15 protein-coding genes and 1 pseudogene are annotated in these 19,567 nt (G+C 39.8%); 4 read left to right on the forward strand and 12 right to left on the reverse strand.

What is annotated here, in order from left to right; translation table 11 throughout:
- Nucleotides 1-213 precede the first annotated feature (213 nt).
- The 5 genes from AAHB12_RS19000 to AAHB12_RS19020 all read right to left on the reverse strand — a co-directional run bounded on the left by AAHB12_RS19000 (nt 214) and on the right by AAHB12_RS19020 (nt 7,276).
- Nucleotides 214-1,545 carry a flavin monoamine oxidase family protein gene (locus AAHB12_RS19000; protein ID WP_342046493.1) on the reverse strand — a complete coding sequence of 444 codons (1,332 nt, stop codon included), beginning with the start codon at nt 1,543-1,545 and terminating at the stop codon, nt 214-216.
- Nucleotides 1,546-1,868: 323 nt separating this feature from the next.
- Complete coding sequence (locus tag AAHB12_RS19005) at nt 1,869-3,344, reverse strand: protein adenylyltransferase SelO (protein WP_342046495.1); 1,476 nt, start codon at nt 3,342-3,344, stop codon at nt 1,869-1,871.
- Nucleotides 3,345-4,089: 745 nt separating this feature from the next.
- The gene (locus AAHB12_RS19010) at nt 4,090-5,286 is read right to left on the reverse strand and encodes an MFS transporter (RefSeq protein ID WP_342046496.1); all 1,197 of its coding nucleotides are present in this window, start codon (nt 5,284-5,286) and stop codon (nt 4,090-4,092) included.
- 423 nt (nt 5,287-5,709) lie between these two features.
- Entirely contained in the window at nt 5,710-6,237 is a 528-nt protein-coding gene (locus AAHB12_RS19015; protein ID WP_342046497.1) for a DinB family protein, read from the reverse strand.
- A 454-nt stretch (nt 6,238-6,691) separates the two neighbouring features.
- Entirely contained in the window at nt 6,692-7,276 is a 585-nt protein-coding gene (locus AAHB12_RS19020; protein WP_342046498.1) for a hypothetical protein, read from the reverse strand.
- A gap of 367 nt (nt 7,277-7,643) precedes the next feature.
- On the opposite strand from AAHB12_RS19020, the gene AAHB12_RS19025 reads away from it, so the two are divergent.
- Nucleotides 7,644-8,393, forward strand: a complete 750-nt coding sequence (locus AAHB12_RS19025) for a YqcI/YcgG family protein (RefSeq protein WP_342046528.1) — start codon at nt 7,644-7,646, stop codon at nt 8,391-8,393.
- Nucleotides 8,394-8,449: 56 nt separating this feature from the next.
- Here the strand turns inward: AAHB12_RS19025 and AAHB12_RS19030 are convergent.
- Nucleotides 8,450-9,027, reverse strand: a pseudogene (locus AAHB12_RS19030) (isochorismatase family protein).
- A 510-nt stretch (nt 9,028-9,537) separates the two neighbouring features.
- On the opposite strand from AAHB12_RS19030, the gene AAHB12_RS19035 reads away from it, so the two are divergent.
- Nucleotides 9,538-10,041, forward strand: a complete 504-nt coding sequence (locus tag AAHB12_RS19035; protein WP_342046499.1) for a GNAT family N-acetyltransferase — start codon at nt 9,538-9,540, stop codon at nt 10,039-10,041.
- A gap of 186 nt (nt 10,042-10,227) precedes the next feature.
- On the opposite strand, the gene gndA is transcribed toward AAHB12_RS19035, so the two are convergent.
- The 5 genes from gndA to AAHB12_RS19060 all read right to left on the reverse strand — a co-directional run bounded on the left by gndA (nt 10,228) and on the right by AAHB12_RS19060 (nt 17,519).
- Complete coding sequence (gene gndA / locus AAHB12_RS19040) at nt 10,228-11,637, reverse strand: NADP-dependent phosphogluconate dehydrogenase (RefSeq protein WP_342046501.1); 1,410 nt, start codon at nt 11,635-11,637, stop codon at nt 10,228-10,230.
- Nucleotides 11,638-11,748: 111 nt separating this feature from the next.
- Nucleotides 11,749-12,417 (reverse strand): fructose-6-phosphate aldolase, encoded by a 669-nt coding sequence (fsa, locus tag AAHB12_RS19045; RefSeq protein ID WP_129726681.1) that lies wholly within the window; start codon nt 12,415-12,417, stop codon nt 11,749-11,751.
- A gap of 19 nt (nt 12,418-12,436) precedes the next feature.
- On the reverse strand, nt 12,437-14,452 hold the full coding sequence (gene tkt, locus AAHB12_RS19050; protein WP_342046503.1) for a transketolase: 2,016 nt from the start codon (nt 14,450-14,452) through the stop codon (nt 12,437-12,439).
- A gap of 36 nt (nt 14,453-14,488) precedes the next feature.
- Entirely contained in the window at nt 14,489-15,991 is a 1,503-nt protein-coding gene (gene zwf, locus AAHB12_RS19055) for a glucose-6-phosphate dehydrogenase (protein WP_342046505.1), read from the reverse strand.
- 1,228 nt (nt 15,992-17,219) lie between these two features.
- Entirely contained in the window at nt 17,220-17,519 is a 300-nt protein-coding gene (locus AAHB12_RS19060; RefSeq protein ID WP_342046507.1) for a hypothetical protein, read from the reverse strand.
- 324 nt (nt 17,520-17,843) lie between these two features.
- On the opposite strand from AAHB12_RS19060, the gene psiE reads away from it, so the two are divergent.
- Both psiE and AAHB12_RS19070 read left to right on the forward strand, forming a co-directional pair.
- Nucleotides 17,844-18,311, forward strand: a complete 468-nt coding sequence (psiE, locus tag AAHB12_RS19065; protein ID WP_446715586.1) for a phosphate-starvation-inducible protein PsiE — start codon at nt 17,844-17,846, stop codon at nt 18,309-18,311.
- A 394-nt stretch (nt 18,312-18,705) separates the two neighbouring features.
- A complete protein-coding gene (locus AAHB12_RS19070) occupies nt 18,706-18,849 on the forward strand; it encodes a hypothetical protein (protein WP_165350683.1) in 144 nt (47 codons plus the stop codon).
- 252 nt (nt 18,850-19,101) lie between these two features.
- Here AAHB12_RS19070 and AAHB12_RS19075 read toward each other — a convergent pair whose 3' ends face one another.
- Nucleotides 19,102-19,557, reverse strand: a complete 456-nt coding sequence (locus AAHB12_RS19075; protein WP_342046508.1) for a (2Fe-2S)-binding protein — start codon at nt 19,555-19,557, stop codon at nt 19,102-19,104.
- Nucleotides 19,558-19,567 lie beyond the last annotated feature (10 nt).

Below are 19,567 nucleotides of genomic sequence, written 5' to 3' on the forward strand. Positions count from 1 at the left end.
CCGACAGTTAAATGTCATAATCAACAGCTCAAACCAATTTAGATTCGAGCCATTTGATACTACCTATAGGCTCATCTAAATATTGGATAAAAGCACTATCATCTCCTCATTGTTCCCTTGGATACCAGCATCAATTTGTAAAAGCATAAATCTATTACTGTTATTGAATATTTCTTCATTCCCACTACTACAGAGCAAAATTAAAACAATTCTTCACTTCAGCGTATCAAACACCTCCTTTGCCGCGCGTTCTCCTGATCGTACAGCGCCTTCCATATAGAATTTCCACTCATCTGCTGTTTCCGTACTCGCCCAATGAATCGGTCCAATCGGTCTTCGCAGCCATTCTCCAAAAGCGGTAATAATTCCAGGAGGAAAATGGGCAGAATATCCGCCTCGAATCCATGGTTCCGTCCAATCTTTTTCATAAAATGCTATCGGCTGTCCAGCTTTTGGACCGAACAAGGAACTCATCTCTTTTAAAACGATTTGCTTACGATCGTGCTTTTCAAATCCCGCTAGTTCTCTCGCATGCCTTCCTCCAGAGAGAACCGTTAAAACCCCTTTTGTCCCATCATTCGGCGAGCTATCTGCAACAAACCGAACTAAGCCTCTGTCACATTGTGCGAGACCGTTTAAACCTTCTTCCCGCCAAAAAGGTTTTTCATAAATAAGAATCATTTTTCTAACCGATGATTGCCCGATTTTTTGTGTCATTAAATCTCGGCCTGCTGGAAGAGGTGGATCATATTCAATCCGGTCGCTAATACTTGGCGGAACAGCAACAATTACCTTCTTCGCTTTCCAAACTTGTTTTTCAGAAAAAACAAGCACATTATTTTTATTGTACTCAATCTTTTTAACTGGTGTACTTACGTATATATGATCCTTTATTGCATCTGCCATCTTTAAAGCAAGTGTCTGTGCTCCTTCTGCAAACCATTCTTCTTCTGCTGTTAAAACTTGCTGAAAACCGCCGCTCGTTTTTAAGCACCATAAAAAATCTAACGCTGAAGGTTCATAAGGTTCCACACACATCACTTCTGCAAATAAACGAAAAAAATCTCTTCCCTCTTCTGTCAACAAATTGCTTTGAATCCAAGCATCTAAAGTATATGTATCGATTTCTTTTGCCAAGGGCGATTTCCATATTTCTTGTTCAGGCAATTCCTTTACCAAGCTTTCCATTTTACATTTGAGTTGAGATAAATCAAAAAGTCCCTCAGATGACAGTGGCGGATTTTCCCCTGCTACTTTTTTTATCGTTCCTCCTAGATTATACGTTGTTTTCCCTTTTGTATAAGTACTCACAAGAGACAAACCAAATTCTTTGGTAAAAGACTGCATGCGTTTTTGCTGGCGCCCGACCCATTGTGCTCCAAGATCCACCGTTACGCCATCCTTTGTTTGAAAACTATGTACACGTCCTCCTACACGATCCATAGCTTCGATTACAGCAATATTTACTTTTCTTTTTGTTAGTTCCCACGCGGCTGAAAGTCCCGCAAATCCGGCACCAACAATGACCACATCCGCTTCTTTCATAAAATTCTCCTTATCATCTTACATGTACAAAACTTTCTTACAAATGTATAAAGAAAAACTCGTCGATTGGCGGGCCCTGCTCTTGGGCGAAGACAGAGGCGTAGTTACATTTACACTGTATTCTTAAGATTTCCGACTACGTCGAATGACTTCTAGCTGGAAATTTATACTTTCCTACAGTAAGAAAAAACGCTCCCCATTCAGTGGGCAGCGCCTCTTTACGGAACAATTAACATTTTTAATCTGCAAATATCCTTCTATACCCAATGCTTTTATATTTGCGGGCGTAAAATCACGATACTTTAGGTTCGTGGTAGTTCACATTAGGTACCGCAAAAAGTTCGGTAAGGACGATTTGATGGCGCAGGCAGTGTAGAATACTCAGCCTGTTCACATGAGTGTGCATAAGGGCTTGAAAGAACATGGAGCAGCCGCTGCATAACGCTATAGTCTCCTTGTTCCACCGCAGCTTCCAGCGCCTCTTCTACCCTATGGTTCCGAGGGATTATTGCAGGATTGCTGTTTCGCATCAGCTCATGCGAGGAGTCTTTTGATTCCGGCTGCCTGCTTAGCCTTGCTTGCCATCGCTCATACCACTGATTAAATTCCGGGATTCCGAACAGGGCGGTATCTTCTAGTGTATGAAAGGTTAATGCACGGAAGGTATTTGTATAGTCTGCACGATGCTCCTGCATCATACTGAGGAGACCCTCAATCAAGGACTCATCCTCTTTTTCTTCATTAAATATTCCCAGCTTTGCTCTCATTCCTCTAAGCCAGGTATTATGATACAACTCGATAAATTTCGAAAGCTCATTCTGAGCCAGTTCAACAGCCTGATCTTCATTATCATGCAACAGCGGTAATAGTGCTTCTGCAAATCGGGCAAGATTCCAACCGGCAATATATGGCTGATTGCCATAAGCATAGCGACCTTGCACATCAATGGAGCTGAACACCGTTGCTGGATCATACGTATCCATGAAGGCACAAGGACCATAATCAATCGTTTCTCCACTAAGAGCCATATTGTCGGTATTCATCACTCCATGAATAAAACCAACCAATTGCCATTTGGCAATCAAATCGGCCTGATGCTTCATCACTTCCTGAAGCAGAAAAAGATAACGGTTTGAGGCAGTGTCACTGCCTGGAAAATGTCTTTCTAATGTATAATCAGCAAGGGTTTGAAGCTCTTGGACAGTGCACCAGTTTGCAGCATATTGAAAAGTGCCCACACGCAGATGGCTGGCGGCCACACGGGTCAAAATTGCACCAGGCTGCTCTGTTTCACGGAATATTGACTCACCGGTTGTTACTACTGCTAGGCTGCGGGTAGTAGGAATACCAAGCGCATGCATCGCTTCGCTAATAATGTATTCTCGCAGCATCGGTCCAAGTGCCGCCCGGCCATCGCCTCGGCGGGAGTATGGCGTTCTTCCTGAACCCTTGAGCTGAATATCAACTCGCTTACCTTCAGGAGTAATCTGCTCGCCAAGCAGCAGAGCCCGGCCGTCTCCTAACATCGTAAAATGTCCAAACTGGTGACCTGCGTAAGCTTGCGCAAGCGGAAAAGCTCCCTCTGGGACGCGGTTTCCAGCAAATACCTCTACACTATCATTGTTTTGCAAAGCCTCGGCATTCAACCCCAAGGATGCTGCCAGCGCACTATTCAGAATAACCAACTTCGGTGAGCGTACAGGGTTTGGATTGAGGCTTGAAAAAAATGATTTCGGTAAACGGGAATAACTATTGTCTAAATTCCATCCTGCTTTTATGATTCCTTCTTTCTCGGTCATCGTATCTCCCTTTATTCTTTCAGCTTTTTCTTTTGCATAAATACAACTCAAATGAGTTTTGTAGTTATCTACTTCTATATGGGCATAAGGAAACCCCTTTTAGTGTCTACTTCTTCCAATTTATTATACCATTTGGCTCAACAAAAGAACTTCGTTCGCTATGTATTTTCTTTAGTATAAAGGCTAAAGGTATAAGCCATGTCTCTATCTTTTATCGTTTGGATGGTTGTCCTTACGCTCCTGCTCCTTCTGTTTCAGTTTTCCGAAGCCCCAATTGCTGTTACCTGTTTGGAACAGATCCGTTTCCAGTGTTTGTTCCGCTTGCTGCTGTGCCCTTCACATGCTTGAGGAAGGGACTTCTTTCAGGATTCCTAGAGAAAACTCGCTGATTTGCGAGCCGTTAGGCGAAGACAGAGGCGTAGTTGCACTTATACTTTGTTCCTAAAATTCCTCACTACGTCGAATGGTCTCCCTGCTAGAAATTTATACTTTCTTAAAGTGTTAAAAACCAACTTTATTTGCAAATAGTTGTATGACAACACAACTCCCCACTATTTGTATTATACAACTATATACCAGTGATTTACATAATGTGAAAAGTACTCCTCCCTCACTACAATGTTGCTCAGTAATCATTCAACCTCTCAACATGGGCCTTAATAAAATCACCAAAACAACATGCTTTCACAAATTTTAGTACAGATCAGCAGCAGATATACTTCATTAAACAGGGTTTTCGCTCTTTTTAAGAAGCCATTTTCCTTTCTCTAGATACATTAGGCTCTAGGAAGCGGTTAAAATAAACCACAACAGAATTAATGAGGAGAACGCTCATTGTAACATAAAAGACAGACCGTATTCCCCATGTAGCGGCAACATGGCTGCCGATTAGAGGTCCGACAAAATTCCCTAAAAAAAGCGAAGAACTGTTGAGGCCATAGACAGTACCTTGAATTTCAGTCGGAGCCAATTTTTTTACTAAAACATTAAGAGAAGGTACCATGCCTCCGATAAATAACCCCAGAAGGAAGCGTCCAACCAATAAGGTGGTTAGATTCCCTGCTAATGCTTGCGGGATAAATGCAAGAGCAGCCATCAATAAAGCAAAGGCTAATACCTTTCTTTGACCAATTTTATCGCCAATTCGCCCTAAAGTAGGCGCTCCAATAAGATTAGCCATTCCTGTAATTGAAACAACAAGTCCGGAGAAAAATTCTAAATGCACACCGTGATATAATGTTTTAGCATAGACTGTGGCTAACGGTTCAATACTCATCATTCCTACATTCGTAACAAAGGAAGCAATAAAAACTGGAAGTAATGGTTTGATCATTTCCCAGCTTACTTTATTTTTCTGCTTTACTTGTGCCACAGGTTGATGTTCTTCATGTACAAAGAACAGGATGAGGAGACCTGCTGTACAGAGAAAAGCGCCTGTTAAAAAGAAGATATGATGATAGCCTATTTTCTCAGCTAAAATCCCGCCCGCTAAAGGACCTAACAAATTTCCGGCAATAAGCCCTGTCTGTAAAGTACCCAATGCCCGACCTGACTGTTCATTGGGGGTAACGGAAGCTTGAAGAGAAACCGACATAGAAATAAATCCGGAGAAAACCCCGTTAATCATCCGCAAGACAAGTAATTGCCAAGGATGATTCACTAACCCCATCAAGGCTGTAACAATCCCCATCCCAAATCCAGCTCTCAAGAGCATGACCTTTCGACCATACCTGTCTGCCATTGATCCCCAAAGAGGTTGAAAGAAGACAGCAACAATAAATTGAGAGGCAAAAATCCAGCCCGTCCATCGTACCACTGCTTCCATTTGATGAACCCCTAATTGTTCAATATACAAAGGAAGGAAAGGTAAAATTAAACTCATTCCCATCGCACAGCATAAATCAGATATCCATAAAATGACTAATGTTCTTTTCCAGTTCAAACTGCACACCTCCCTTTCAAAGGACTGTTGCATCAGATTGTTTTTATATTTTCTCTCTTCTTTGGCATATAACATACCAACTTTTCTATCGGGTTAAAAAAGTTTCCTTTCTCTTCAGTAAGAAAGTATTGAAAAGATTATGTACCCATAGCTTTTCCCTTTCCGCGATAATCTTTCTTCGTTTTCACTCAGGACAACTATTTTGATCTGTGTGTCTTTTGACTAGATGCTCGATAGACAATCCTATTCTTCTCTAATCGCTCTACCATTTTGCTCATAGTACTCGAGCAAGCGTCTCAGTGTTTTGCTAACTATTGCTTCATTGCAAATATCCTAATAACAACCATTAAACAAAGGGAACCGGATGTTCCATTTGACCCGGCATCGTGCTGCGTAGCTATCGATTAACGAATTGAATGTTCATTATTCCTTTTTCAATATACCTAAATATTCTTTCCAAGGGCCCACATCTGTCCGATATCTCTCAGCCATCACTCGTACAATTTGAGCAATATGTGTTAAATCATGAACAACCCACGTAGAAATCAACTCTCTTACCTTCACTACACCGAATGCAGGGTGTACGCCCGTCAATTCAAGATGCAGTTCAGGCTTGATTAGAACTTTGAGCTTGTTTATATTTTGTTTTCTAATCATTTTAAACTCAAGCACCTTTTGCTCAATTGATCCTTCAGACGTTTCATTTAAGTGCGAATAACGATCAAATGAGGGAAATGGTCTGCTTTCACCTTCCTGAAGAATCATTTCTAACCTCGGTATCCAATTCGTTTTCTCCCCCTCAATGAGGTGCTCAATCACTTCGGAGACATTCCAAGTTCCTTCCCCTTCATTGCATTTCAGCCATTCATCAGATAAGCCAGATAAAAAGCACTCCAATGTTTGTGGTGTGCGCTCCAGAATCTCCATAGCTTCTTTTAAATTAAAATTCATCTAACCGCTCCTTTCTATCATTCATTGTACTGACCTCACTATGCTGTGTCCATCAATAGAACCTGTACTGTATAAGCTTGTATTCAGGTCGTACCCTCTAAACAATACAGGCACCCATTTTTCTATTCGGACATACACGACCATGAAATTCGGTCAGAAGGAGAGAGATGAATAACAGGGCAAAAGCTTTGGCTTGGCATGAAACCTTAGAGCTTCATGAGTTGATTGCTTCCAATGCAATAAAGAAAACTCGCCGATTGGCGAGCCCTGCTCTTGGGCGAAGACAGAGGCGTAGTTGTACTTATACTTTCTTCCTAAAATTTCCCGCTACGTCGAATTGTCCTCCAGCTAGAAATTTATACTTTCTTAAAGTGCAAGAAGAACCAAGCAGTTCGCTTGGTTCTCTCCAATTTATAAAAGGCCGGATTATTGCCAATACAGCCTCTACAAGTCCTTACTGATTTTCAAAGGTCACGTTTCTGAGCATCCTTTTATTCAGCTTCCTCATACCTAACACAGATATCTTCATCCATATCGCACTGTACAAAACAGAAAAGATAAGTAAGCCAAGAATAACCTTTCCGTTTACTTGAGTTGTAATTGAAGGGCCTAGAAAAGGAAATTGAAACACATACAGTAAAATAGCAATCCCAAATGCCAGACATGCTCCTGCTATCAAATAAACCAATGCACTATTCTTTACGAATTTAAAGCTCATACCTAAGCTAATCCCTAAGAGCCCAGTTGTAAAAAGGAAAATAAGTACTTCAGTGGGCTGTATAATTACCAACAATAAAGAGGTCAATATATATGTCAAAAATCCAATGCGAGCAGATAGAACAGTCGCAAGAACAATAGGACCTGTCGCTAACATACTAAAAACATATCCAATCCCAGCAATTAACCCTGCAGATTGAAGAATCGCTGCTATCGCCCCCAACAAACTGCCTAGGACGAGCTTTTTAGTTTTTGAATATCGATGTGTTGTGATATGATGCTGGCTGCTAAAGGTACGGACGACTTTCATTCTAAAGCTCATAAGCATCCCTCCTTTATAAGGTTAATACCAAACGCGAAGGGTTATGACTTTCTGAGGGAATGCTTGAGCATATTTATATATATCTTCTGTGTAATTCTTTTAGTAGGTAGTCTGTTCAAGGTAGTATTTCCCCTAGATTTAACCCCCTGCAATCATAGATCTGATTTGGAACCGATAGCTCAAAATCTCCAGCTCGATGGACTTAAACACATTTATCCCTCTAGACTGAAGCAAGCAAAATCTTTTAGCAGCAGTATAAACAAGGAATTTGTTAGGCATTCAAGTATAAATGCCCAAATATAGACGGACGTCATCCCAATTATCCCTGCCTCGAATACATTATAGAAGTTATTGTGAGGTGATTATTATTAAACTCTTATATACAGATGATTCCACTCTTAGAAATCAGCTCGATGACTGGAAAAGGGCTGCCCTAGAAAAGTTCGAAGAGAAAATGACTGATAAAAAGAAACCATTTCCTTGTATACCAGCTACAATCGGCTTCTCCTTAAATCAACTGCGTTATGGCTTTATAGGTGATCCTCGGAAAGATTCTACATTACATGAGCTTGCTGAGCTATTAAGCGTGTTCACTCAAACTTCAAGACAATTTGGCAACTATACTTCCCTCATCATATTTTATGAAACACCACAGGATATGAAAGAAACATACCATGTTGAACAATATGAACAACTATTCTGGCAACAACTAAGCGGACTAAGTGCGATAGACGATATAGAATGGCCAACAGACATTCCGACTGACCCACATGATCCTATTTGGGAATTCTGTTATCATGGAGAACAATATTTCATGTATTGTGCGACCCCATCTCACGAAAATAGAAAGAGCAGACATTTTGACTTTATGATGCTCGCCATTACACCTAGATGGGTATTACAGGAATTTAATAAGTCACCCTCCTATGCCGAGCGAATAAAAATTATGGTAAGAAACCGGTTAGAGAATTATGACTCCATCCCTATTCACCTTGATTTAAACAGCTACGGTAAAGAGGATAACTATGAGTGGAAGCAATATTTTTTAAGAGATGATGATTCATCATTGTCAAAGTGTCCCTACCACCGTTTCTTAAAGTTTTTAAAACTAAGATGATTATTTATAAGCAAGAAAAAAGCGCAGAATCATCCTGTGCTTTTTGTGCTTCTTTATCATAAGCTCTCCAATTGACTCAAAATTTCGTCAGTCGTTAGTATTGTCGCAAATTCTTTATACAGAGTGGCAAGTTCTACCTCTTGGACTGCATCAGGAGAATGGAGAGCACCCTTGGGATCCGTTATCTCAAAGCAAAGGCCGCGATTGCATCAGAGACCACATACGTATCAAAGCCTAGATTCCCGCTCATCCGGGTAGTTGTAGAAACGTAATGCTGTGTCGAAAGGCCTGTCATAATAACTGATTTAACTTGCTGCTCTCGTAAGTAAGATTCTAGTTCAGTACCAATGAAAGCACTGTTTACATTTTTTGTGAAAACGACTTCACCCTCTTGAGGCTGAAGCGCCTCCTTAATGTCTGTTGCATTCTTATTTTTATGATAGAGCGGTGATTGCGGCAAAACAGATAAATGTTTGGAATAAATGATTTTCCACTTACGTTTACGCCATTCTGTTAGCAATCGTAAAATATTTTCCTCGGCTTGAGGATTATTTCGCTTCCCTCAATAGGGATCGACGAAGCCTTTTTGAACATCTAGTATCATTAATATCGGTATGCTAATGAATTTGCTCATTATCTCTTCTCCTAACATAAATAAGAAATGATTGCTGCTATGTTTTATGTACGTTTTTTAGTGTTGTTTATCAAACCGGTGAGACATTGTAACCAAAGGAAAACGAATAAACCTGCCGAGATAAATCCTCCCTACTGGTAACTCCCTAATCCACCGTTCTATAAATGGTCTGTCATACTCCTTCACAGAACAACAACTCGATCGAGGACAGGCTTTATTCCAAAAGGGAGACTGCAATCTCCCACCTTTATTCACCTGTTTTTATAACAAAACTTAGACACCAAAATACTAACCTGAACTATCCGCTACTTACTTGCTAACGCTCCTTCACATGATTGAGAAGGGGATGCTCTCACCTATTTCTTGATAAAATTCAATAGCTTTATTTATCTATTTTCCCGAAAATGGTATTAACATAAACACTACCTATGCTATAGTTCCTTATAGATGTAAATAGAATATAACTTTTTTTCATAGGACTAAAATATGTTACGAAGGAGTTCGTAGATTATGAGGATACGAGATGCTCTAAAAGGAGAATTATCTTATATTCAAGAACAGAGAATTAACGCTTATAAAGAATATGCACAAGTGCTTCCGGAGGGGCATTGGAACGCTCTAAAACAAGCAATCGTATCGGACACAGCTACACAAGCAGGAGTTGAACGATTGGTTGCCGAGCTAGATGGTAAAGTAGTAGGCAGCGCTGTTTTATTTCCAGCGAAAACTGATGCATATGACGGTTTGGTTGATGAGTTGGATTATCCTGAAATACGGATGCTTGCGGTAACGCCAGAGGCTCGGGGGAAAGGAATCGCAGCCGCTTTAATTTCTGAATGTATTCAACGAGCGAAATCGAAAGGCTTCCGTTCAATCGGATTACATACTGGAGAGTTTATGAAAAATGCAATCCATTTATATGAACAGTTCGGTTTTGAACGGCTGCCTCAATTTGATTTTCAGCCTGCAGCTGACGGTATCGTCGTGAGAGCATACCGCCTTTCTTTTAAATAAACGAAAATCTTGTAAAAAAGCCTAACAGCCAAGGTTTCTTTGCTATAAGCAAGATTGATGTTACGTATGAACATATCACACTCGGTATGGAAGCGCTGTACATTAAACAGAAGAAAGGAGTGAACGGACATAAAGCCATTTCAAACGTCCGTCACTTCTTCCTTCTAGTATTTCGTTCCCCGCTTTTTAAATCCAGTTTGTGTGGAAGATACCTTCTTTATCTATTCGTTTATACGTATGTGCCCCGAAATAATCCCGCTGCGCTTGCAGTAAGTTTGCAGGCAAGGTTGCCGTGCGATAGCTATCATAATACGATAAAGCTGCTGAGAATGCAGGAATTGGAACTCCTTGCTGCGCTGCTATCGCAATAATTTGTCGTAGTCCTCCCTGATAGGCCCCGACAATTTCTGTAAAGTACGGATCAAGCAGAAGATTTGGCAGGCTCGGATTATGGTCATACGCTTCCTTGATATTTTGTAAAAATCCTGCCCGGATAATGCATCCGCCTCTCCATAGCATAGCGATACTTCCTAAATCAAGATTCCAGTCATATTGCTCTGAGGCATCCTTCAATTGGGTAAGTCCTTGCGCATATGAACAAATTTTACTCATATATAAAGCTTGGCGTACCGCTTCAATCAATTGTTCCTTTCCAATTGCAAGTGCTGCTTTTTCTGTAGGACCAGATAATACTTCGCTCGCATGCACCCGCTCTTCTTTTACAGCAGATAGATAACGGGCAAAAACGGATTCTGTAATAATCGGAAGCGCTGATCCTAAATCAAGCGCATTCTGACTTGTCCATTTTCCTGTTCCCTTTTGTCCCGCCATGTCCAAAATCAGATCTACTAACGGCTTGCCTGTTTCTTCATCCTTCTTTGTGAAAATATTGGCGGTAATCTCAATGAGATAGCTTTCCAGTTCGCCTTGATTCCACTCTGTAAAGATCTGATGAAATTCTTCTGCACTTAAATTTAATGTTTGTTTTAAGAAAAAGTATGCTTCGCAAATTAACTGCATATCTCCATACTCAATTCCGTTATGAACCATTTTTACATAGTGGCCTGCGCCATCTGGCCCTACATAGGAACAGCACGGCTCGCCATCCACCTTCGCAGAAATACCCTCAAGCATCTCCTTCACATGTTCGTATGCCTCTTTTTGTCCCCCAGGCATAATTGATGGTCCCTTTAATGCACCCTCTTGTCCCCCAGAAACACCTGCACCGATAAAATGAATACCTTTCTCAGCCAAACGTTTATTTCTGCGAACTGTATCGACGAAATACGTATTGCCGCCATCAATTAAAATATCTCCTTTATCTAGATAAGGAAATAAAGAATCAATTGCCTTGTCTGTAATATCTCCTGCATTCACCATCAGAAGAATTTTACGGGGGGATTCCAAAGAGTTAATGAAATCTTCAATTTTATGTGTCCCTACAAGATTTTTATCATGATGTTCCTTGAGAATTTCATTTACTTTTTCCTCTGAAATATCGTAGAGGGCAACAGAATAGCCTTTGCTCTCAAAGTTCAGCGCAAGGCTCTTGCCCATAACACCGACACCGACAACCCCAATTTGTTGCTTTGACATAGTTAATCCTTCTTTCTTGCATCAAATTTTCTTACCCATAGTCATATACATGAGAGCGTTAGTATTCATATAGAACCTAACGCCCTATGAAGAACCATGAAATTGCTACTCTTAATTTTTAGGAGCTGCCGCCCAATCAGCAGCAAACTTTTCCATGCCCTGATCTGTTAGCGGGTGCTTGGAGATTTGCTCAATGACTGCGTACGGAATCGTTGCAATATGAGCGCCAGCCATTGCTACACGAGTCACATGATCTGGATGACGAACAGATGCCGCAATGATTTGCGTATCAAAGTTATGAACACGGAATAGCTCTGCTACTTTTGCTACTAATTGTACACCGTCCTCAGAGATGTCATCCAAACGGCCTAAGAATGGCGATACATACGTTGCTCCAGCGCGAGCTGCTAACAGCGCTTGGTTTACTGTGAAAATAAGCGTAACATTCGTTTTCACACCTTTGTCTGCTAAATAACGGCAAGCCTCCAAACCAGCCAATGTCATAGGAAGTTTGATTGTAACCTTTTCATCTCCGCCGTTAATTTTGATCAGTTCTTCAGCTTGCGCAATCATTTCATCAGCTGTAACCGCATCGGGAGTGACTTCAGCCGAAACTGATTCTACACGCGGAACTGCTTGGCAAATTTCCGCAATACGATCTTCGAATTTTACGCCTTCTTTAGCTACTAAGGAAGGATTGGTTGTAACACCAGCTAACACACCAATTCTATATGCCTTTTGAATATCTGTAAGATTTGCAGTATCAATAAAAAATTTCATCATTCATTTCCTCCTAGTTTTAAAAATGCAGTAGACTTTTTGTATTTTGAAGCAGACTTTTTGCAGTTTGAACAACGTTTTCTGTTGTAAATCCAAACAACTCCATAACCTCAGCTCCTGTTCCTGAAGCCCCAAATGTTTCAATAGATAAAATTTCTCCTTCGAATCCTACATAGCGTTCCCAGCCAAGGGAAATACCCATTTCGAGTGACACACGCTTCGTAACAGAAGCAGGGAGAACAAGCTGCTTATACTCTTTTGATTGACGATCGAACAGCTCCCAGCTCGGCATAGCCACAACACGAACGGATACATCCTCTTTTTCCAGTTCAGCTTTTGCATTCACAGCCAGGGACACTTCCGAACCTGTAGCAATCAGAATCACGTCTGGGTTTTCATCCGTTTGTGTTAACACGTAAGCTCCTTTAGAAAGATTCTCGATGTTCGCCTCTGTTTCATGGAATACAGGCAGGTTTTGACGGCTCAGTACTAAAGCAACCGGACCATCTGTTTGCTGTAAAGCATATGCCCAAGCATTCGCTGTTTCGTTTGCATCTGATGGACGAATGACTGTAAGACCAGGAATCGCACGAAGAGCAGCGAGATGCTCAATCGGCTCGTGAGTTGGACCATCTTCTCCGACCGCAATTGAATCGTGGGTAAACACATACGTAACCGGCAGCTTTTGCAAAGCAGCGAGACGAATAGAAGGTCTTAAGTAATCATTGAACACAAAGAAGGTACTTACATAAGGCTTTACCCCGCCATGAAGAGCCATCCCATTGCCGGCTGCCCCCATCGCATGCTCACGAACGCCAAAATAGACATTTCGTCCGCTAAAGGATTCTACTGCATATGCTGCCTCTCCCTTGATATCAGTCATAGTAGAATGGGAAAGATCTGCGCTTCCTCCAAAAATAGCAGGAATCGATTTCACAAAGTGGTTAATTGCTTCTCCGCTCGCCACGCGAGTTGAAACAGCTTTCCCTGTATCAAATGACAAAATATCTTTTGCCTCAATGAGAACCTCACCTGTAATCGCTTGTTCTAGTTCATTTGCTAGCGCAGGATAAGCCTCTCTATACGAACGGAACAATTCCTTCCATTGCTCTTCTTTTCCAATCCCTTTTTGCTTTAATTCGGCAAAATGGGCTTTTACTTCTTCTGGAACAAAGAAATTCTCTTCGTAATGCCAGCCGTACACTTGCTTTGTCGCTTTCGCTTCTTCTTCTCCAAGCGGATTTCCATGCGCTTTGTTTGTTCCGGCAACTTTTGGACTGCCATAACCAATAATCGTTCTAATCTCAATTAAGGTCGGCTGATCTGGATTTTGTTTTGCTAATTCAATCGCCTTTGCGATATCTGTGGCATTATTTCCATCTTCCACACGTAAATATTGCCAATGAGCAGATTCTGCTCGTTTTTGAATATCTTCGGCAAATGAAAGATTTAAGGAACCGTCCAAAGAGATGTCATTTGAATCATATAAAGCAATTAATTTTCCTAGTTTCATATGACCAGCCATCGACATCGCCTCATAAGCGACACCCTCCATTAAATCTCCGTCACCAACTAAGGCATATGTGTAATGGTCAATGACAGGAAATCCGTCTTGATTAAATTTCGCAGCTAAATGTGCTTCCGCCATCGCCATCCCGACCGCATTCGCAATCCCTTGTCCTAAAGGACCTGTCGTTGCCTCCACTCCATCTGTATGACCAAATTCTGGGTGTCCTGGTGTTTTGCTGTTTAATTTTCGGAAGCTCTTCAAGTCATCTAGAGATACATCATATCCAGCCAAGTGAAGCAAACTATACAGCAAGCTAGAGCCGTGTCCCGCGGAAAGAACAAAACGATCCCGGTTAAACCATTTTGCATTTGCAGGATTATGATCCAAATGATGCGCCCATAGTGCATACGCCATTGGAGCAGCACCCATCGGAAGACCTGGATGACCGGAATTTGCTTGATTGATAGCGTCGATTGATAAAGTTCGAATCGTATTAATAGCCAATGTTTCAATGTTAGAATTCATAACGTTTACTCTCTCCTTGTCATTTTGTTTCTATAGTTAAGCTTGTAGAGCTAACTCTGAAGTTTTAAGGGATTCTTTATCTAACAACCACTTAAATCCATCCTCTTTCAGCAAGTGATGAGCCGCCTCAGGGCCATATGAACCTGCCTCATATAAATGAAGCGGTACAAGATTCTCCTCAAAGGCTTCTAAGATTGGCTGCACCCACTCCCAAGACAATTCAACTTCTTTCCAATGAGCAAAGAACGTGGAATCGCCACGAATCGCATCAAAAATCAACCGTTCATAAGCCTCAGGTACACCTTCTTGTTCTGACGCAAAATGGATTCTCACAGGCTCCATCTTTCCATCATTTAATGGATTTTTACTATTGAGCTGTAGAGAAACATTTTCATTCGGATTGATTTCGATGATCAAAAGATTAGGCTCTGTTTGCTCATTTCGATCTTTATATAACTCTTTTAACGAATCTTTAAATTCGATTACGACACGAGTAGATTTTTCTTTCATTCTTTTGCCTGTACGAATATAGAAAGGTACTCCAGCCCAAAACGGATTATCAATCCACAACCTAGCAGCCACAAAAGTGTCATTTTGAGAAGAGACTTCAATCCCAGGCTCATCTGTATACCCAGCAACCGACTGACCATTAATCTCCCCTGCGCTATATTGACCGCGCATGACGTGTAAGCCTACATCTTCTTTTTTTAATGGACGAAGGGATTCCATAACCTTTCTCTTTTCCTCACGGATATCGTTTGCGCTAATTTGTTTTGGCAGATGCATAGCTGTCATCATCAGCAGCTGTAACATATGGTTTTGCACCATATCACGAATAGCCCCTACTCCATCATAATACCCAGCTCTCTCCTCTACCCCAACTGTTTCACTAGCTGTAATTTGCACATTAGCAATATATTGATTATTCCATAATGCTTGCAGAACAGGATTTGCAAATGCTAAAGCTTCCAGGTTTTGAACCATTGGTTTTCCAAGATAATGGTCAATCCGATAAATTTCTTCTTCTTCAAAGGCTTTGCTTAGCTTTGCATTTAAATCACGAGCAGATTCTAAATCATGTCCAAATGGCTTTTCAATAATCAGACGTTTCCAGCCTTTTGTCGAACCTAATCCACTCTCCTTAATATTTAAAGCAATCCCATCAAAAAATTCTGGTGCAACAGAAAGATAAAACATTCGATTTTCTGGAATATTTAATTCTTCCTCACGTCGCTCAACAAAATTCAATAAAGCCCTGTAATCTTCAGTGTTTGTTACATCTAAGGCCTTGTAACGGAAAGCATCAAGAAACTCTCCCATTTTGGAATAATCATTCTCTATTCTCCTAGAAAATGTTTCTATCGATTGCTCCACATGATTTTGAAATGTGACATCAGATAATTCTCTTCTACCTAAACCAATAATAGAAATCGATTGAGGCAATTTTTGATCTATAAATAGATTATATAAAGCTGGGTAAATTTTTCTCTTAGCTAAATCTCCTGTCGCTCCAAATAGAACAAAAGTCATAGAGTCCACTTTTTATTCCTCCTTCTTATTTGAAACATTTCCTCGAAAGGTGCTTGTACAGAGATATCTCCTCAATAGCTCTAGCGCCTGTCATCCCGTCTCCTGCACCTGATGCCGTTTCTCTAGCTGTAGTCCCCCCTCTAAGAAGTCCCCTTGTGCTTATCAAAGTCCAAAGCATAGTCGTGGCACTCAAAAACATAACTTTAAATGTAATAACTTATAACAATAAAAGTAACAATACGTATCATACAACCTTTATTTATACCTTTCAATCCTTTTTTAATCCAATATTCATATATTTTCAAAATTTCTAATTTGTTTATATTGAAAAATAAGGTTGAAATGTTTAGGAAACTTGAATAAAGTTAACTTTGTTAAGTATTATATAATATATTTTTTAAAAATATCAATTAAATAGACTCAGCCATACAGAAGCAGAAGAGAATAGATCCCAGTTGAAATTATTATTGATTAATTAGAATGTAATTGAAAGGATTTTAATTTACTATGAGTTGATATAAATTCATTTCGCGCTAGAATTTAAATCATTTTAAACTGCAAACAAATACTTTACGGAACGAAAATTATGTATATACTGAAAAAATGATAACTTCAACAAAGAGTAAAATCTATCCAACGCGAGCTCATTTGAAATTTTATCATAATCCATAGCTAAAACAATATTGCGATTCCACGTTTCCGAAAAATTATATTTATAAAGAAAAAAGGATGAGTTACCCCATCCCTGCAAAAGCTACAACCATTCCTAATGTACATCCATTAGCATTAGTGTACTTAGCCTAATTACTGTTTTCGCACTCTTCTCAAATGTAACCTTTTATAACAAAGCATAGGTGCATTATATACATTTAATCTTTCACTCACCGTACTACCGTTCCCATTGTGTACAGGCTATAATTCCCTGCACTATCCTTTACAGTTACCTCTACTTTTGCCCGGGAACAACAACGGAAAACTTACCTGTTATGTCTGTCTTTCCTCTACCGATAATTGTTGACCGTGTAACAAGCCGCCATATCAGCTATATCCCTAACGCTCCTTTTCCCTTAACAGAGGGAGATCACTGGTCCGAAACGCCTATACTCCATTCATACCGAATCAAAAAACTTAAAAACTCAGATTTTTTCTACATCTCAAAAAGGATTTCACTGCCCAGCGAAATCCTTTTTAATCGTCCTTACTAATTTGAAAAGGAACGAGATATCCCGTTCTTTTTTTAATTGTTTATTACCAGGGTATCTTTATATAATCGGTCAATTGTATCAATGATCCCCATCACTTCGTTTCGCTCCAAGTAAATAGGGGAACCGTCTGATCTTAGTAATACGATCACATTAGAGCTATGAACAAATGACGTGCCGTATTCCCATCTTATATAAAGCTTTTTTTCTTTTTCTTCTTCAAATAAAATGCGCACAATTTCAACCGCTTTTTCATCAATCTTTCGCAACAAATTGTCATAATCATCGCGTGCTCGTTCATAATCTTCAACTTTTAATTCAAATGCCTCCACCATAACCATCCTTTCTCCATTGTCCTATCTATTATAAAAGGAAGAGGCATAGGAACTGCTTTTATCATCAGAGTGAAGCAAATTTTTAAATTTTTTGTAACTTTCTTGTTGTTTATGTAAAAAGCTTAATAGAAATGTGTATGTATCATACAAAGCCGTTATGGAATACCATTCATCCATTAACATAAGACTGGTTCATTAGGTTTTGTATTGTAATATTTTCTTACATTTTTTATTTTATGTGTTAGATAATGTTCCACTTTTTAACTAAATTTCTATTTCAGCTGATAATATAAAAGTAATTTATGATAAAGGGGGGATTGATGAATGAGAGATACTTGGAGAATGACCTCGCAAAAAGCAATTTTTGAATTCAGCAAACTTCCTACTTTTCGTACCGCTGTCCCATCGATATTACAATTTGTCTTAAATGCATCATTAATCATACTTGCCACGGTTTTATGTATTTTAATGGCTAAGGAAATTTTTCATTTTGTAGAATTTATTATCACATCTGAAACAACTAATTTTCACAATTTCCTCGAACAGATTCTTGTCTTTTTTCTCTATTTTGAATTTATTTCAATGATTGTAAAATACTTTCGGGAAAATTACCATTTTCCAATGAGATACTTTCTCTATATTGGTATTACAGCAATGCTCCGCTTAATCATCGTTGATCATGATAACCCCTTCAATACATTACTACACGCTTTCGTTATCCTTATTTTAATCTTAAGCTATTACATTATTAATAAAACATCCTCTAGAAAACCTCCTAATAAAGAATCTTGAAGTATAGTATTAAACTAAAGAACTCCCCCAAGACGAGTGAACTCAGCAGTTTATTTGTTCTAGGGGGAATTTATTTTGTGAGTTTAATAGCTATTGGTTTCCTTTTCTCTCCGGGGCTATCAATGCTTTCCCCGTTTGCACCACAATCTACTCGGCTTTTGCAGGTAAGATATCCATTTCCCCTTTCCTATATGTTTTAGCATACAAGAGACCAAGTTACAGTTCAGGTATCCTAAAACATAGTTTTTAATATCTACGCTTCCTCTCCTCTCCCTTATTACTCCCCAAGAGCTATGAAAAAACCATGATAGAAAACCTGACATTAAGTCACATTGTGCGGATAATCAATAGTATGATACTGATATCCCTACTAGACACAAGGAGGACAACCCATATGAAATTATTTCTAGCAAACCTAAAGAAAAACACCCTATGCTTATTAGAAGCTGTTTATGTGTATCTCCTCTTTCTTGTCGCGGAAATGAGGATGACTGTTGAAAATATCAATAAATCAAAGCAGAAATCACTTCAAGCATAATATAATCGACATTGAACTATATATCTATATCCCTCGCTCTTATAAAATGAACTAATCTGAGTGGATTAAGATGTAGAAAGACCACCTCCAACCTTAAATTCAAGTCCAATCAGCTAACTTGGAACGTGAGGTAGCTCTATCTTAACTCCATAAGCATATTAAGAAACTCTGATAACTCAAAAAAGGATTTCGCCGACAGGCGAAATCCTTTTTTACGTGTTCTAAACAACTCGATTGCAACAAAACAACTACTTATTTCTCTTCCAGAACGGATTTTACCGCTTTCTCAATTTCAGCATAGCCGGTGCACCGGCATATATTTGATGCCAGCCATTCTTTAATTGTTTTATCAGCAGCATCGGGATGCTGCTCGATCAGTGAATGGCAGTTCATGATAAAGCCAGGTGTACAATAGCCGCATTGGAACGCAAAGTTTTCTACAAATGCACGTTGAATCGGGGAGTCCTTCAATCCTTCAACTGTTGTAATCTTTTTTCCAACCGCTTCAACGGTGAGCATCAAGCATGATTTCATCGGCCGGCCGTTAACATTCACCGTACAGGCTCCGCAATCACCATTTAAACAACCTGGTTTTGCGCCAGTTAAGCCCAACTTTCCTCTTAGTGTAAACAAAAGAGTGTCTGCCGCTCTTACCGTAATCGTCTGATCCTCGTCGTTGATACTCAACACGATTGTTTGTGTTTTCAAGCATTTAGCC

It is taken from the genome of Bacillus sp. OTU530 (assembly GCF_038440375.1).

What these genes read in the sequence shown, in the direction of transcription:
- AAHB12_RS19005 (WP_342046495.1), bottom strand. Translation starts at nt 3,344, where the DNA reads ATGACCGAGAAAGAAGGAATCATAAAAGCAGGATGGAATTTAGACAAT.
- psiE (WP_446715586.1), top strand. Translation starts at nt 17,844, where the DNA reads ATGAGAGATACTTGGAGAATGACCTCGCAAAAAGCAATTTTTGAATTC.
- AAHB12_RS19070 (WP_165350683.1), top strand. Translation starts at nt 18,706, where the DNA reads ATGAAATTATTTCTAGCAAACCTAAAGAAAAACACCCTATGCTTATTA.
- gndA (WP_342046501.1), bottom strand. Translation starts at nt 11,637, where the DNA reads ATGTCAAAGCAACAAATTGGGGTTGTCGGTGTCGGTGTTATGGGCAAG.
- AAHB12_RS19015 (WP_342046497.1), bottom strand. Translation starts at nt 6,237, where the DNA reads ATGAATTTTAATTTAAAAGAAGCTATGGAGATTCTGGAGCGCACACCA.
- fsa (WP_129726681.1), bottom strand. Translation starts at nt 12,417, where the DNA reads ATGAAATTTTTTATTGATACTGCAAATCTTACAGATATTCAAAAGGCA.
- AAHB12_RS19035 (WP_342046499.1), top strand. Translation starts at nt 9,538, where the DNA reads ATGAGGATACGAGATGCTCTAAAAGGAGAATTATCTTATATTCAAGAA.
- AAHB12_RS19060 (WP_342046507.1), bottom strand. Translation starts at nt 17,519, where the DNA reads ATGGTGGAGGCATTTGAATTAAAAGTTGAAGATTATGAACGAGCACGC.
- tkt (WP_342046503.1), bottom strand. Translation starts at nt 14,452, where the DNA reads ATGAATTCTAACATTGAAACATTGGCTATTAATACGATTCGAACTTTA.
- AAHB12_RS19000 (WP_342046493.1), bottom strand. Translation starts at nt 1,545, where the DNA reads ATGAAAGAAGCGGATGTGGTCATTGTTGGTGCCGGATTTGCGGGACTT.
- AAHB12_RS19020 (WP_342046498.1), bottom strand. Translation starts at nt 7,276, where the DNA reads ATGAGCTTTAGAATGAAAGTCGTCCGTACCTTTAGCAGCCAGCATCAT.